The 15,350-nt window shown below is 55.4% G+C and carries 15 protein-coding genes; 14 read left to right on the forward strand and 1 reads right to left on the reverse strand.

Features of this window, described 5'->3' with window-relative positions; all coding sequences use genetic code 11:
* Positions 1-4: 4 nt before the first annotated feature.
* Together AC07V9_RS05640 and AC07V9_RS05645 are read left to right on the forward strand one after the other, a co-directional pair.
* Positions 5-667, forward strand: a complete 663-nt coding sequence (locus tag AC07V9_RS05640) for a hypothetical protein (RefSeq protein ID WP_495014729.1) — start codon at positions 5-7, stop codon at positions 665-667.
* A 12-nt stretch (positions 668-679) separates the two neighbouring features.
* The gene (locus AC07V9_RS05645) at positions 680-1,918 is read left to right on the forward strand and encodes a hypothetical protein (RefSeq protein ID WP_495014730.1); all 1,239 of its coding nucleotides are present in this window, start codon (positions 680-682) and stop codon (positions 1,916-1,918) included.
* A 62-nt stretch (positions 1,919-1,980) separates the two neighbouring features.
* Here the strand turns inward: AC07V9_RS05645 and AC07V9_RS05650 are convergent, their stop codons facing one another.
* Positions 1,981-3,537, reverse strand: coding sequence for a GGDEF domain-containing protein (locus tag AC07V9_RS05650; RefSeq protein ID WP_495014731.1), 1,557 nt, complete (start codon positions 3,535-3,537; stop codon positions 1,981-1,983).
* A 216-nt stretch (positions 3,538-3,753) separates the two neighbouring features.
* On the opposite strand from AC07V9_RS05650, the gene AC07V9_RS05655 reads away from it, so the two are divergent.
* The 12 genes from AC07V9_RS05655 (at position 3,754) to AC07V9_RS05710 (ending at position 15,245) form a co-directional block, all read left to right on the forward strand.
* A complete protein-coding gene (locus AC07V9_RS05655; protein WP_495014732.1) occupies positions 3,754-4,896 on the forward strand; it encodes a hypothetical protein in 1,143 nt (380 codons plus the stop codon).
* Positions 4,897-5,191: 295 nt separating this feature from the next.
* On the forward strand, positions 5,192-5,917 hold the full coding sequence (locus AC07V9_RS05660; RefSeq protein WP_495014733.1) for a DUF8359 domain-containing protein: 726 nt from the start codon (positions 5,192-5,194) through the stop codon (positions 5,915-5,917).
* Positions 5,918-6,311: 394 nt separating this feature from the next.
* The gene (locus tag AC07V9_RS05665) at positions 6,312-6,773 is read left to right on the forward strand and encodes a hypothetical protein (protein WP_495014734.1); all 462 of its coding nucleotides are present in this window, start codon (positions 6,312-6,314) and stop codon (positions 6,771-6,773) included.
* 243 nt (positions 6,774-7,016) lie between these two features.
* Complete coding sequence (locus AC07V9_RS05670; protein WP_495014735.1) at positions 7,017-7,652, forward strand: hypothetical protein; 636 nt, start codon at positions 7,017-7,019, stop codon at positions 7,650-7,652.
* Positions 7,653-7,771: 119 nt separating this feature from the next.
* Complete coding sequence (locus AC07V9_RS05675) at positions 7,772-7,996, forward strand: hypothetical protein (protein ID WP_495014736.1); 225 nt, start codon at positions 7,772-7,774, stop codon at positions 7,994-7,996.
* Between the two features lie 314 nt (positions 7,997-8,310).
* Complete coding sequence (locus AC07V9_RS05680; RefSeq protein ID WP_495014737.1) at positions 8,311-8,835, forward strand: hypothetical protein; 525 nt, start codon at positions 8,311-8,313, stop codon at positions 8,833-8,835.
* A gap of 93 nt (positions 8,836-8,928) precedes the next feature.
* Positions 8,929-9,462 carry a hypothetical protein gene (locus tag AC07V9_RS05685; protein ID WP_495014738.1) on the forward strand — a complete coding sequence of 178 codons (534 nt, stop codon included), beginning with the start codon at positions 8,929-8,931 and terminating at the stop codon, positions 9,460-9,462.
* Positions 9,463-9,599: 137 nt separating this feature from the next.
* Positions 9,600-9,947 (forward strand): hypothetical protein, encoded by a 348-nt coding sequence (locus tag AC07V9_RS05690; protein WP_495014739.1) that lies wholly within the window; start codon positions 9,600-9,602, stop codon positions 9,945-9,947.
* 177 nt (positions 9,948-10,124) lie between these two features.
* Positions 10,125-10,691 (forward strand): hypothetical protein, encoded by a 567-nt coding sequence (locus AC07V9_RS05695; protein WP_495014740.1) that lies wholly within the window; start codon positions 10,125-10,127, stop codon positions 10,689-10,691.
* 378 nt (positions 10,692-11,069) lie between these two features.
* Entirely contained in the window at positions 11,070-12,941 is a 1,872-nt protein-coding gene (locus AC07V9_RS05700) for a hypothetical protein (protein ID WP_495014741.1), read from the forward strand.
* A 245-nt stretch (positions 12,942-13,186) separates the two neighbouring features.
* Positions 13,187-13,528, forward strand: a complete 342-nt coding sequence (locus AC07V9_RS05705) for a hypothetical protein (protein WP_495014742.1) — start codon at positions 13,187-13,189, stop codon at positions 13,526-13,528.
* 301 nt (positions 13,529-13,829) lie between these two features.
* Positions 13,830-15,245: a hypothetical protein gene (locus AC07V9_RS05710; protein WP_495014743.1), complete on the forward strand. Its 1,416-nt coding sequence runs from the start codon at positions 13,830-13,832 to the stop codon at positions 15,243-15,245.
* The last annotated feature ends 105 nt before the right edge of the window (positions 15,246-15,350 follow it).

Below are 15,350 nucleotides of genomic sequence, written 5' to 3' on the forward strand. Positions count from 1 at the left end.
CCCCATGGCTAACGATAACACCCAAGCTCGACCTAACTTCGCACCACAGATTCAAGAACGTACGCTTCGGATCGATGGCGAACGTACCGCCGCGATGTATGCCTTGGCCATCCGCGTGGCCCGTCTCGACAATCGCCTGCGCGATTTGGCGGGCAGCACTACCGTGGAAGGGCGGAAGCAATACCTACAGGCAAGTGAGTCGTTCACCCGCTACCTCGGAGCGTTTGCGGATGGTCTGGCGCTGGTAGAAAAGGACGCAGACATGAACTCGCGCCGTGGCCCACGCGGCCAAAGCAGGCAGCCACGCCGCCAGCCACCGCAGCAGGCCCAAGGTAGCCAAGAGAACGGCCAGAAACCTGCACCCAAGCCAGCAACAGCGGCTGCGACAACCCAGCCAGCTGCAACCACGGCAGCGGAATCTGTCGCGCCTGCTCCCGTTCCGAAGGCAGTAGACGCCCCAAAGCAGCAGCAGAAGCCTGCACCTCAAACTCAGAAGTCCAATGGTCAGCAATCCAAAGGCCAGCAGGCTAAAGGCAACGGCAACGGCAACGGCAACGGCAACGGCAATAAGAACTCGAACGCCGGCGGTAGCAAAGGCCAGCAACAATCCGCGAAACCACAGCAGCAGTCGAAGCAGCAACAGTCTGCGCCCGCCGCCCCTTTGTAACGGAGCAGGACAATGAGCAGTTGGAATAATCTCAAAGATGCGGGCCGGATGCTTCCGGCCTGGTTCTTCCCGTTCCTACTTTCGGGAGCAACCATCGGCCTCTACGTGGTCGCCCGCTACGTCACCACGGATAAACCTGATCAGCTGGTGAGTTTTGCAACCCTGTCCGCCATTGTCCTGTCCTTACTGATCGGATTTGCGTTCATGGTCAGCGCCATTGCCAAAGCGAAAGCTGGCAATGTCGTGGCCGCAATCGGTGAGGGCTTTCAACGAGGCCTTACCTTCGTATGGGTCACCACCGCGATTTGCCTGTGCGCTTACGTGTGTGCTACCCCTGCCTATCGCCTGGTTACCGAGAACGTTTTCTACACGGCAACGACAGTCGGCGTTCTTTGTTTGCTGGCCGTTGGATATTGGGCATCGGGCCTTCGCCCGAAACCCCAAGCAGAACAAACCGGTCTGGGCGCAACACTGGGTACCGCGGTCGCTCTGCCCGCAGCGTTTACCCCGACTACTGAGCAACGGCCGGCTTTTCAGGTAACGATGGCGGATATGAGCCGTCTCATGGTCCATCAGGCTGCACGGATCATTGCGTACAAAGGCAGCAATTGTCTGATTGCCGATTCATTCAGTGCCCACCTGGATCTGAACAAACGTACGGCCAAGATCTTTACTGATCTGAATCTGTTGTCGACAGCGGACATGCTTTACTGGCGGATGCACATGCTGCTGATTGGTAGCGCAGCGGAGCAAATCCTTCTGAAATCCGCGTCTGACGCGGCTATGGACGATCTGCAAAATTTCGACGACCTGGCCCTGCGATATCTGCAGATGACGAACAAAGGCAACTTCTTCAAACCAGTCTCTGACCACGAGACTTTGCTGAAAGCCAACCGATTGAATCTGCTTCGCGGCAACGTAGGCCAGCGCTGCCACGCAGCAGTGGTCCAGAACGAGAAATTGCTTCTTGAACTGGTGAAACTGATGCGGGGCCGCCCTACCCTCCTCTACATGGATATGAAACACATCCTTGATCGGGTGGAGATGCCTCAGGACTTCCCCAAAGCCGAGTTCGATTCCAATGAGGCAATGGAGCGGGTACTGATGCAACTCACCTTTGATGAGCCCGCTGACATCCAAGGGGTAGCAGGTGACGAGGACATTTCAGAAGGTACATTTACAGAGCCCCCGTTGCCATCCAATGTCCACCCTCTCAATGTTCTGCATCCCCAGCAGAGCTTCCAGGCCTGAACCTCGAATATGAAAAAGCCCCTTACGAAGGGGCTTTTTATTTCCAGTGTCAGGCTTCGGAACTAGCAGTCGACTACGACCTGATTCCTTCCCGCATGCTTGGCGCGATACAACGCTTCATCTGCCGCCTTGATCGCCATCGCAGTGCTGGTGGTCAGGGCGGCCACACCCGCGCTGAAGGTGCACGCAAACCATTTGCCGCTCATGCCGCCGTCCTCGAAGCCAGATTCGAATTGAAGACTGCTGAACAGATCCCGAATTCTGTCAATCACATTCCTGGCATCGTCAACGCCAGCGTTGACCATAACCACTGCAAACTCCTCGCCCCCCATGCGCCCGATGAAATCCGTCGACCGCAGGTTGTCCGACAAGATTTCTGCTAGCCCCATGAGCACCTTGTCGCCTACCGGATGGCCGAAGGTATCGTTCACCTGCTTGAAGTGGTCGATATCGATCATCACCATGCTGTGATGGATTGGAACCCCGGCCGAACAAACCCGAGATGCGGATGCGATCAGCTGCCCATGATTTAATAGCCCAGTCAGGGGATCACGGCGCATCCGCGATTCGAATGCTTTGGATCTCGAGATGAGGGCTTTAAGCGCAGTCAAGAACGCGCCCTTCTTCAGCGGCTTCCTGACGAACGCGTCCGCTCCCTTTGAAAGCGCCATCAATTGCTTCTCAGCATTCCGTTCGCTGCTCAGGAAAACGATCGGCATGGCTGAATCATTGTCCTGGCGGATCACGCTGGCCACCTGGTCACCGTTAGCGCCGGGCATGTGAAAGTCGGTTACAACCACATCAGGCCGAAATTCCTCGATGGCATCCAGAACCTCAGCTGGAGACATGATGTGCATGACCTCCATACCCTCTTCACGCATGTACTTGATCGCGTGGTAGGCGTCCGTCCTTGAGTCATCGAGCAGCAGTACTTTGTACCCGTTGATTTGTGAATCACGTGCACGGCTGCGAATAAGCGTTCGCAGAGCTTTGACATCGGCGTCCAGCCCAAGCAGCCTCACCGCGCCAAAGCGAGATGCCACCAGCCGCTGATCAAATGACAACGTCGATTCGACTGCAATAACCACGAGGAGATCACTGTCGTAATGGCTGGCCAGCCGCTCCAGCGTCAGGCATGCCTCGGGGTCGGAAACCACATCACTTCCGACCAGGACCAGACCTGAGGTCGGCATTCGTTCCCCCAGCTCGGCTACCGGATCTGGGCTCGAATTCAAATCCATAGTGAGGATCTGCAACCCCATTGAGGAAAGCCCCTCGGCAAAAAACGAGGCTCGGCTCCCAAAGCTGGGAATGTATATGGCTGAAGGTCCTTGGTCACCGGCTCGAGCGTCACTCGCTCGCCGGCTTGCTGCCTGTAAAGAATCCATCTGCTGATCAATACCTTCTAGTAATCGGTGAGTCAGTGATTGGTTGCTGCTGACCAGGGCTGAAAGAGAATTCAGTTCTGCAACGAATTCCGCTTCTAGGATCTGGCTCGAGTTGACGCGCGCCTTCAACACCACCGTTTTAAACTGCTCAAGCGAGTAGTCATTGGGCCTGGCCAGTACCTGTGAGCGCCAGGCGGACTGAAGGACGAGGTTGAGCGTTTCGTGGTTCATTCTTTCATGTCCTCCATACCCTAATAGTGGCGACCGACAGCCCCAGAATTGAAGGTTTGTAGAAATAAATTATTGGTCCACTTCATTTTGGGGAGGTAGTCGAACATCTACCCCAGGAGGAATGTCTGTTCAGCTTGAAAGCGGACGATTCGAGCAGGATGGCTTCAGGCACGTGGACACTCGATGGATGATTGCCCATCGACCGTAGGAGGCTCAATGGAGACCATCAACACACGCGCCCTGATCAATCGCGAAGCTATGGCCTTGGCCAGCCGCGTCGATCGCGACGTCCGAATTGGCATGACGTTGGCAGCAGCACTTAGGAAACGAGATGTCCCAGACGAGCTCCATGAGGATGTGGCAGCGATCATTGCCGCTGTGGGTGCCGGGTGGTTCGTTCTGCCAAAGGGCAAAAACCTCACGTTTAGCAAGGCCCAACATGGGTCTATGTCCCGGCTCACGGAGAAGGCACCGTGGTTGAACGACCTGATTGTTGAAGCTGATGCCTTTGCAGATCGCATACAGGGCTATGTTTGCATTTCCACACCTGCATTCGGAGTGGAAAGACTTCCCGACCTCAGCAGCGACGCGAGGGCCGCACGCAACCGCCTATCCAGGCTCCCACTGGACCATAGCACTGGCGCAATCACACTCGATTTATGGGTTCAGATCCTGCACGACACACAGAGCAAGGCTGAATACATTCGAAACCGTATTGAATGCCTCAAGCCGGCATGGATGTGGGACGCTGGCCACTCACTGTCTGAACAGGTAGCACGCCTCAAAGCATTCGGGTGCCTTGATCTGCTGATTGCGTTCATCTCCACCACTCAGAACAGATTCATCGACAGATTTGAACGCCGGCTGCTCGAGGATGTGCGCTACCGCGGACTCGGAATACAGGAGTACCAGGAGCGCTGGTGCGCGGAGCTGAAGCGCCGGAAAACTGAAGCAGAAACGGTGTGGAGGCAGAATTACAGCCTCATTCAAACCCTTGCCTCGGTGCTGGATGGAGCCACCAGTTACCACCACGGCACACTGTCTCGGAGGCTAAGACAGGAATCCAAAGGCGCCTTCAAGATCCTGCGCTCAGGCATCAACGATTCAGAGCTGGTCATTGAAATCCGGCACCATTACCACGTTGGTCAGGGTATGAAAATCGATACCCCATTCCTCCTGGTCAATTACTGTCAGGCGCTGGCCGAAGAGACCCTCAATGCTAAACCGACATATGACGCCTATCTCAATGCTTGCCAACGCGCCTACAGTCGTATTTCCACCGAGATGACCGAAACTGAGGCCAAGAGTGATTCAAGGCCTGCACGGCCTCCTGATGACTTCGAAAGCGATGCAGCCTAACCAGCTTCTCCACTAACCGCCTTGATTGGCGGTTTTCTTTTCCTTGCCTCGGAGCCTCTGGTGTCGCTGAATGGCGCTCGACTATTGCCGAATCTGTCAGGTGAATTCACTCCCGGATACGGGGTATGGAGCCTCACTTCAATACGGAACACTCAGAATCCCGCTGAGGGAAAGGATTTGTTTCCCGCTCAAGGCTAACCTTCGGATCTGACTTATGGACAAGAATCACCAGTTGCAAGGGTTCTGGCACATGGACGATGCGCGCAACCTGGTCTCAATTCACAGGAGACCTACCATGCAACTGACCGTAAATTTCAGCTATGTCGAGCAGATCGTTCCGCCTCGTTGCCGCAACCCACGGCGTGTGCGCTTCAATGACGGCGTTGAAGTGCTGACTTTGCGCGAGGTCGAGCCGATGGCCGCACCGATCGCAATCATCAGCTCCCAGACCAACGTAAGCCCTGAACTGGATACAGGGCCAATCGAATACCGCTGGTTCGAGGGCAAGCTGTGGACCGACTGCAAGGTATACGGCTGTACACGTCAGGGGCACACGGCGCGTGGTAGCGACTACGAGTTCACGCATCCTGGAAGCGAGGTTTCCCTGATCACTGAAAGCGTGACTATGAGCCGACATGACCTCGGCATTTTTGTGTCCGTGAGCGAAGGCAAATCGGCTATTGGCGACTACCTGCACAGATGGGCACTCGAACTGATCCTGATCGAAGGGAGAGTGTTCCGGCCGGCAGGTGAACCGCGTTACGTCGTGATGACCTTCGGCCTTAGCAACAACCACGGCGGCACTGCCCTTCTCTGTACCGATTTGTCTAACCCAAACATCAAAGAGGAAGCCTACTTCTCCCTCCTGCAGCTGGAAAAGGCACACCAATACGCAGGCCGCATTGCAGCCGGTCGTGGCGACACAAGGTCTTTCAGCTTGGACCCCGGGTTTACGTTCCGAATCCTCATCCCCGAGGCGATCCAGGTTCGAAACAACTTCGAACAACAGGTGGCTGCATGAGCCCGCCTGCTGGCCAACTCAAGCGTGTTGAGAAACCTATCCCGGACCACCTCTACATAAATCATCCAGCAGGATTCGCGTGTCCCTGGTGCAATTCGGTCAATGTGACGTTCTCCGGGACAAACCTCACTTTCAACGGCGACTCCATTGGTCAAGCAACCTCCTGCGATGACTGCGAACAGAATTGGGAGACGATCTACACACTGACCGGGTACGGCTCCTAGTCCGACCCCTTGCGTGCGGGAGCCTGGTGGTAGGACGTTAAAACCCTCAGGCTCACGCATCGCAATACAGCAGATCGGCTAATGCTTACGCCCGTGCCAACATCTGCTGATTTCTTGCTAACCTACCCTGTCGCCAGGCATGGCCAAACAAAACAGGGATCCCCGCCGATATGAAGACTTCCACCTGTGTAGCAATCATCGCTGCCGCCGTATCCTGGACCACCACCGCATATTCGGCAGACTCTCTTTCCGACCTGAGGGCGAGAATGAAAATCGAGGCCTATGATCGGGCCTTGCAGAATGCCGATCAGTCGGGGCTGGCGGGCCTTCCTGCCAAGGGCTTCAAGGGTGGAGCGGCAGGCTTCATGACTACGTTCGAAGTCTATCCAAATCCTCGTTACAGCTTCACCAACTGCGAGCCGGGCGCAGTGATCAGACCAAACGGCAACAAGACGGGATGCATCGTTTCATTCCGCCTTGCCAAGAAGAACCCTGACGGAACCTTCAAGGATTTAGGCATCCGAATTGAATACGGGGTGGCCGTGGGTGAGAAGGCTTTTCAAGAGAACAACTCGGCTTACGCAGAACACCTGATCAAAGGTGATGGCGTCTTACCCGCGATGCTTCAGTAAGCCTGCCTCCGAATGCGGGATGAATTGGCAACCAGGGCGAGGTTTTGAATGACTGAGCACCGAGGCCTGAGGGTGACGCCCAAATATTGGGATTGAAGCCCAGAAGCGCAGTCATACGGACCTCCGCACGCGCCAAAAGTCCGTCCGGCTTATAGCTGTACTGCGCAGCATGGCTGCTTCTGCCACGCACCGCCCGGCCTGATGATAACTCCACTGTCCAAACAATGACTCGGAGTCGTCACCATGTCGCCAGCCTTTGAAGAAGCCCTCGCCGCCCGCATGCTTTGGCTTGATGTCGTCGTGTTCGGAAGCATTGAAGAATGCGAATCCGAAACTGCTACCGCGCTTGAGGCGGCCTACAGCGCCGTACACATGCTTGCGCATAACGATGTCCATCTCTACCGCCATTACGGCCCCACGCCGCCTTTGATGCTGCAAGACGTGCCTGAGCTGGCAGAACACTACGAAACTGCCTATCTGGTATACAGCGAACTGCGGCTTGTAGAGATGCACGGGGGGCCGACCACAAAGCTCACTACCGTCTGGGGGAAGACGCATCCTCTCGCTCCGGTCCCATTCACCGAGTGGCTCGCGGAATCTCGCGTGACATTGGCCGCGATGATGGACGAACGCGCATACACGGTGAGTGAGGTCATGGAAAACCAGATTTCATCTTGTGTGTACGCATGGAGCCGGGGCGAATCTGCCACCTGGTGTGCCGAAGAGCTGCTGTCTGCCTATGAGTGCATGAAGGAGTTCGAGGAGGAAGAAGCGTACCGCCAATACTGCCAAGACATTGCCGACACTTACGACAGCATCGAAGCCGATCTTTGGGCAGGGTGGCGGCAGGAGTACGAAGAGGAACAAAGCGCGGCTTGAGGTGGCAACGCTTTAAAACGTCGTGCCCATCGGTGAACACGCGCCATTTGGCGAGCCAACAAGCCCGTTAAGCTATACAGCCCACAAGACCGATTCAACCCAGATGAAGGAACCGAAAGATGAGTGGATTTAACGTAAGCCCATTTCAGATCATGGTGCAGAAGGCCCAAGGCAATGGCTTTGCCGGCGACTTCTACCGCGACGAGCGTGAGGCCGGTATGCAGCTGCTCTGGACTCATCTGGTACACGCGCCGGACGGGGCAAAGGCACTTGCAGATTTGCGTGCTGAGCTGGACACCCACTTGGCCGACTTCGAGCGCCAGCTTCAGTCAGAACAGGCGTAGCCTCATTCCCGGGCGACCGGTAGGACAGAACGATGCCCTGCCGCTTCGCTTGATAGCCATGGTTGGTAGGCATTTCAAAGAGTTAGCAACATTGCCACGGGTTACCTTTGAGCCAGTCTCCCACGGCTGAATCATTCCCTCACTCAGGGACTAGCGCCAGACTGAGGAATCAACCCGTACCTACCGTCAGCAGTAACAACTGAGGGTCGCGCTCCGGATCCTATTGCCGAGGCCGGAGTGGCCCAGTAGTGGGTTCTGCCACACTCGATAGGCACCGATGATAGCTCCAACATCACCAGCGTTGGATATCCATCATGTCTCTGTATGAACACCTCTTCGCCACCCTGCGCTCGACAGGCTTCGTGACCAGCAGTCAGGCTGACAGCCTTTCCCATGCAGTTGAGGGGCAGATCCACACTCGCGAGCAAGCGCTTAACTCCCACATTTCTGCGTTGCAAACCCGCCTCGACGGCCTCAAAGCATTGATTGAGACCGCCAACGAGGGGACGGATGCGATGGACGCTGTTGAGTACAACGCTCGTTGTGTCGCCGCTTTCGAAGCGCTCTGCGCCCCAGGCCTCTTCGAGCCAATCGCCAAACCTGAACTCATGCCGGCCACGCCGCCAGAGATTGAGCCGATTCGAATTGTGATCGACATCATCGACGGCACGAAGATCACCTGTCATCCAGAGATGCCCGTAGAGGTCATTTGCGTTCACCGGTCCTACACCGACACCAGCGACGAGCCTGAGGTTGGCGCTATCTCCAAAGTGGAATGCAGCAAATACCCAGGTGAGGCTTTGGATCGCTACTTCGCAGAATTTGAGGCCAACGCTTAACCGTCGAGGTCGCGACCATTCGGGGTGGTTCTGGCACACCGGCTCCACCCACAGAATGCCCCACATCAACTCAGCCTTCCGGAGCACACCAAAATGTCGACCCTTACCCCCCAAGCAGCCATCAAGTTCACGAGCTTCGCTGTCGCCCGTTGCATCCGAGTCAACTACGAGAACGACGTGGCCTACATGCCAGTCCACCCCATGCAAGATGAATCGGTGCTGAGCGCTGTAGCTGGTATGGACTGCTTCGATGAGTCCGAGATGGGGATGTCGCTCGTGAGCGTCGAGGCAGATGGGACTGAAGGCTTCGTGGTCGCATCCGTCAACTGCGAGGCTTATGACATCGCCCACGGAAGTGACCGCACCGACATTACGCTGACCAGCGGAGAGTATGCCGGGATCTACTGGCGCATTCTGGCATTCGTCGGCGGCAGCGAAAGACCGGAGGACGCTTACCAGATGATGGTGGGCAACTGTGAAGACACCATTCGGGCGGCGTGTGCAGGCCTGCAATCACTCTTGGCGCTGCCAACAGCCATGCGCCAGCACATGGAACAACTGGATGCTGCTGAGAAGGCTCCAGACGGTGATGACTACAATGCCCTGATTGCCTTAGCGGGGATCTGACGCCTATCGAGATACCAAGGCCCGGCACAGTCCGGGCCTTATTGCATTCAGAGCCGTGTCAGCGCCACCATGGCAAAACCCGAGGGATGAAGGCGTTACACACCCTCAATCCAGATCGAACTCGTAGCGTGCGAACCATGAATCCTGAAATCGAAGCCATGCATGAGCGCCTGCGGATAGGAAACCTGGCACCCCACGCTATGACACTGGGCCAGTTCCTTGAGCGTGCCTGTGCAATTCCCGTGGATGGTAGTCCCAACTGCTGGGAGATTAGCCACGGTCGATACCTGTCGTGGGCGAAGGGTGATACGGCCGACGACGCCAAGGCCTCTATCCATCGGTCGGAGGTTGAGTTGGCCCTAAAGCAGAACCTCCCTGAGAGTGCAGGCCTCACTTACCGGCTGTCGATGCCAAGCCTTGAGGTTCTAGCGGACTACCCCGATCTGCGCTCTATGTATGACCGTATCGTTCCAGTTCAAACCTGAGGTCAGGGATCAGACCGCCATATGCAACGTTGGCCCGGGATGAAGTTGAGAATCTTGGTCAGCTGCACAGATACGCAGTCAAGAACAAAGCTGTGTAGGGATTGCTGCAAGGGGTTCTGACACCCTCCCCCGCCCCTGATACTGGTCCCCATCAAATACAGCCCCGGAGACCACAACATGCAAGCCACTCAATCAACTGCCCCAACTGAAACGCTCACTCCCGCCATCCTGGCCCCACACCTGCTGACCCAGGCTGAGTTCGCCGCCGCAGCGCAGGTCATTCGACTGGTGGACCACGGCCGCAAATGGGACGTGCGCTACGGCAAACACTCTGGTTTCTCTGATGCCGAGACCCCGGAAGCGGCGCTGATCGACGTTCACCATGCCTTCTTGAACAACGCCCTGTATTTCAACGAGCCCGACGCGCCAGAGATTCACGATAAGCCCTCGGTGCCAACGCGAGCGGTTCTAGCTGACTACCCAGACCTGGTGATCAAGTTCGCCCACGTCTTGAAGGCGTCGTCGGATGAACGCGTCATCGTACTGCCGGCATTGAGCAAAGCTGAGTACGACGCGGTTCTTGCGGGCTTGCGCCTGTTGGGCAATTGCATTTCCGGTGGGCTGGTGGGGAACGGCATTTCGTGCGAAATCGGTGACATCTTGACCGATTCAGAAACCCATGAGGGTCTGACCTCAGACGAGGTTCATGGACTCGGTGATTTCATCCAGGATGGAACGGTTTAAGACGCCGCGCCAGCACGCCCCTCTCCTTTTAATCGTCAGGCCCGGCACACGCTGGGCCTTTTTGTTGCTCGTGTTCATGTACTGCCAATTGAGGTCCGAACTGAGGTAGTGAAATTCAGACCTCCACTTTGGATAGGACAATCGGTACACCAATGCCAGTCTTAGGGACCGAAGATCAACAGTCACGAGCTTCTGGCACATCTCCGTGCCTCATACCCTTTAATCGCTCCACCATCACGTGGCCAACCTTGCGCTATCCCTCGATCCAGAGCCGTTGATGCCTGGTGATGGAAAGCGCGGATCTTTGTGAAGCAAGACGCGATGGTGGCAAAATGACGACCAGATACCCTCAACCGATATCTCCTCCAGGGAGCGGAAATGCCAGCAACATCAGGATTCACAGCAAACGATATCGCGCGGGCGATGGCGTCCAAAGCAGAGGACGCCTTCGGTGTACCGGTCATCGAGCCGTTCGCCGTCAAGGAGATCGAGCAACACCGTGCAGATGTCGTCTACACCGTCAAAGCCTCCTACTCAAGCACCTACGTTTCGCGGCCAGTGAGCTACGCGACAGGTCCAATGTTCTACCCGCAACAGCTGCCGGAAGTGTTCAACCAGCGCCAGCGAGAACTATTCGCTGAACCCGGGCTGCTTCGAAAACTCACGGAACAGCAGCTGTTGGGCAACGCGAACCTGTACAGAGAACCCACCAAACTCTTCCTGATGAGTGACAGTCAGGTTTGCTGCACGCTGGAAAACTGCCAAGGGTGTGCGGGTGACGGTACCGTGAATTGCCACCGGTGCAACGGTACGGCTCGCATCCAATGCAGCCGATGCCACGGAGCGCGGAAGGTCCATTGCATGGGATGTAGCGGCACAGGGCGAACCGCTCATACGCGCCATTGCTCATACTGCGGAGGAGTAGGAAGTCGCGGAGGACACAGCTGCAGCGCATGCAATGGCAGCGGCCTGGCTGGCCAACCCTGTTACCAGTGCGCATCGACGGGCAGCGCGAACTGCTACACGTGTCATGGGTCTGGAGACGAGACCTGCAATAACTGTCGCCGTGGCCAGGTGACCTGCGGTACGTGCAACGGTGCATGCCAGCTGATCTATGAGTACCACCTCGATATCTACGTCGACACGAGTGTTTCCTACCGGTGGAGCAATCTCACTGCCGGCTGGATGAATGAGTCCCTCACCGAGATCATGAACACGCCCCAGCGGCATTCCGTGTTCAGGGTTGAGCGAACTCAGGCCACAGATGAAGCGAACGTGTTCGCGGCGACAGGTCACGTTGCTGCAGCTCAAGCAACGGTCACTTACCAGTCGATTTCAGGCAACTGCCGCTTCATTGGGCCGGGCTTGACACCTGTTCACCTGGATGGCGTCCTGAGCGGGGGATTCAAAAAGGCCGTCGAGGGCGTGAAGGATTTCCAGGACATCAAGAAGGTCGACGCGGCATCGAGCAGTAAGATCGCACGCGAGCTGATCAAGGAAACCGATGATGGCGTTAGCGTTGCTCGCTCATCCCCGGTGCGCAGAGGGATTATCAGCGCGGATGACGCTGAGTCGTTCCTGTCATCACGGTACAAAGCGTTCGACTACGTTGAATCCACCTGTCGCGATTTCCGCTGGAAGGCGGTGCTGGGGATGTCGATCCCACTGTTCAAGGTGCTGGCCTGCTTGTACGCGATTATGGGAATCCTGACCCGTGGCGTACCAAAACCTCTCCAGGGGAATGAGGGAATGCTAGGACTGTTCGAGGTGGGCAAGTGGTTTCAAATGGAAGCTCATCCAATTTCGTGGATGCTCTACCGGGCCAATAACTACCATGACTACTGGCAGCTCGGGTGTTGGGTGCTCGCCGGCATGATGTTCAACCGATTCATTCTCTGGCTCATCGCGCCCCGGCTATGGAATTGGGCGGATGGCTCGTGGGGGCGTCTGATTCTGATCAGCGTGCCAGGCATGGTGCTTCTCGACCTGTTCATGACACTGCACCCTTCCGCATTCGTGGATCTGCGGTTCAGCACACTGATCCCGAGTATCCAGATGAACACCAGCCACATCCTCAGTCAGGTGATCACGTTCGTCATCGTGTACGTGCCACAGATCTACATCCTGGCGTTCGTGACGTCGCTGGTCCTATACAAGGCGGCCGGTGTGCACTGGGGCGTCAGAATGCTCCGGGTGCTGCAGCCGGGGCTGTCGATTCACTCCTACCGGCGAATGCTCAAGCGTAAGTAACAGGCCCGATCAACCCTTCACGAAGCCCGGAACCCGCCGGGCTTTTTCATGCTCGGCCGGCGAGTGTGGGTGAATTCATTCCCGAAGGCAGGCTTCAGACTTCTGGACGGGAACGGAAGGCGTAGCGCGGTTTGATTTCCGCACAGAGGGCTTGGGTGATAGAGGCTCTACACACGCCGGCGCTTCTGCCACAGGGGAAGCCAAAGGAGAATATCCTCACTTACCCCCACACACAGAGGTTCATAATGGCCGCGACTGAACACCCCTACTACGTTTTCTCACGGGTGGCCGGTCGCGAGGAGGTCATGAAAGCATCCCACTGGGCGTTCGACTCTAGAGTCAGGCCCGATCTGGCTGATTTCTTGAAGCGCATGTCGGATAAACAGCTCCAGATCTTCCAAGGTTTTGCCATGTGCTGGGAAGTAGACGTCGCCCTCACCCTCAGATTCCTTCCTGAGGAGCAACATGCACAGCAGCTGGTGGATATCGCAAAAGACGAAGCGGAGTTCGATGCGGTGCGCGCGGTGATCTTGGCCGAGGTCAACGGCCGCGGAATTCAATCAGTCCCCCCGCTGCCGTCCCGCTGATCTACGTTCTGCCTACCTGCTCCTGCACATCCCTAAATGCCTGGCACCGACGGACCAACACGAACCATTTTCTACCATCGTAGGCCTTGTTTCGTACAAGAAAGGACATCGAACCCGCCCTCAGCTACCAGATGCATGAAAAGGCTTTCGTCGGTATAATGGCGTCCGGCTACAGTCGCACGCCATCCGCCCGCAACGGAAAAACAGCCATAGCGACTTGATAAGTGTCTATCCATCACCTGAGCTTCCATACAGGCGTTGATTAAGCGGGCTGATCACCTTACGCCACTGTGGAGCTACAATGTCTGAACGAGATAGTCTCTCCCCATTCTTCGACGCGAATGGTCGCTTTGAACTCAGCAAGTACCATTATTTTCTTTGGGCCGATGACCCTGCAACGGCTGCCGAAGAGCTTACTGACCGAATCAAACTAGCCTCCAAGTTACTGAAAAAGGTGTGGGATGCACCTCGAACCAAATGCCTTGAAGCCATAGCAATTGGGGCCGGCTACTTGAACTGGTACGGCATGAATCATGCCTTAAAATCATTTATTGATGTTACCGACTCAAATACAAAAGAAGAACGATTTAAGAAGTTAGGAGACATGGCAACTTTGTTCGTTTCAGAGGATGCAGAGGTGCCGCTTGACGCTAAAAGACTCCAACTCCTTACGACATTCAGCGAAAGGATATCAAACTTCACCTCAATATCACTCGAGGCAATTCGCAACTCGGTTTGCGCAGGATTGTGCGACGCGAACTCATGGCGCGAGGTTGAATCGCGAAACCTTCTTGATGCTTCTAAACCTCTTTACAGTTTTCAAGTATCAGAAAACGGGAAAAGTGGCGTGTTCGAACCTTCCAGTGCATGCCATGCCCTATCTGAGGAGCTAGAAAGTTTCCAATCTCAATCACCTTACCAGACGTGGATTGTAGAAGCCCTTTTGCGACAGCCCTGCTTCATGAAGGGGGCGCTTGTCCGTGCAATTGATTTGCAAAGCGAGGGCCAGGATTATGAGGCATTTGAAATTGTAGATCAGACCATAGAACTTTTAGAAAAGATCATTCCAAAGGGATTTCGAGGGTTGATGGATCATGAATTCGGCGATAATCAACTGTATCAGGCTCTGCTTTATCACAGATCAATCTTCCTATGGGAATTTGGCGATCTTAAGAAATCCCTGCGAGACGCCCGAAGAATACTTCGTATCGACCCGTGGGACTCTATGGGCATTTCAATCCATTATCCGCTTATGCTATTAACTCAAGGTAATTACCAAGCAGCCAACCAAGCCATAAGACATATCAAAAGTGAATACCACTTAGCGCTTCCAACTATCGCTTTTTGTAAATATGCTGTTGGCGACCAAGCGGGCTTTGAACATTATCTTGCATTGGCCCTAATTGATATCCCCGCGATGCGATGGATATTACTCAATGAAGACGAAAAGCTTCCCAAAGGTGACGATGGTAGCCGTCACTATGATAGAGATGATGATGGAGTAGACGATTATTTCGATTGCGCTCAATTTAATATCTTATGTGTTCCCGGCCTAGAACGTGCATGTCTTGAGTTTCTATCTGCGCCTTCTACTAAGGACCTCGAGTTACGATTTCATAAGCTCTGGGCTAAGCATAAACGCACAGGGGGACCTTGGCATGAGGCAAGGGAAGAGTTTGCAGATCGACACCCTAAAAGGCGCGGCATTAGGTTTTAACTTGTAACGGCACATCTAGTATCACCACAAAGTGGCTCGTCTCGATATTCCTGGCGGTTAGGAAGAGGCTCAAACACCGAGCCACTCTAAAAGGGGTTTGACACC

The sequence above is a fragment of the Pseudomonas sp. GW821-FHT02A11 genome, assembly GCF_059421985.1.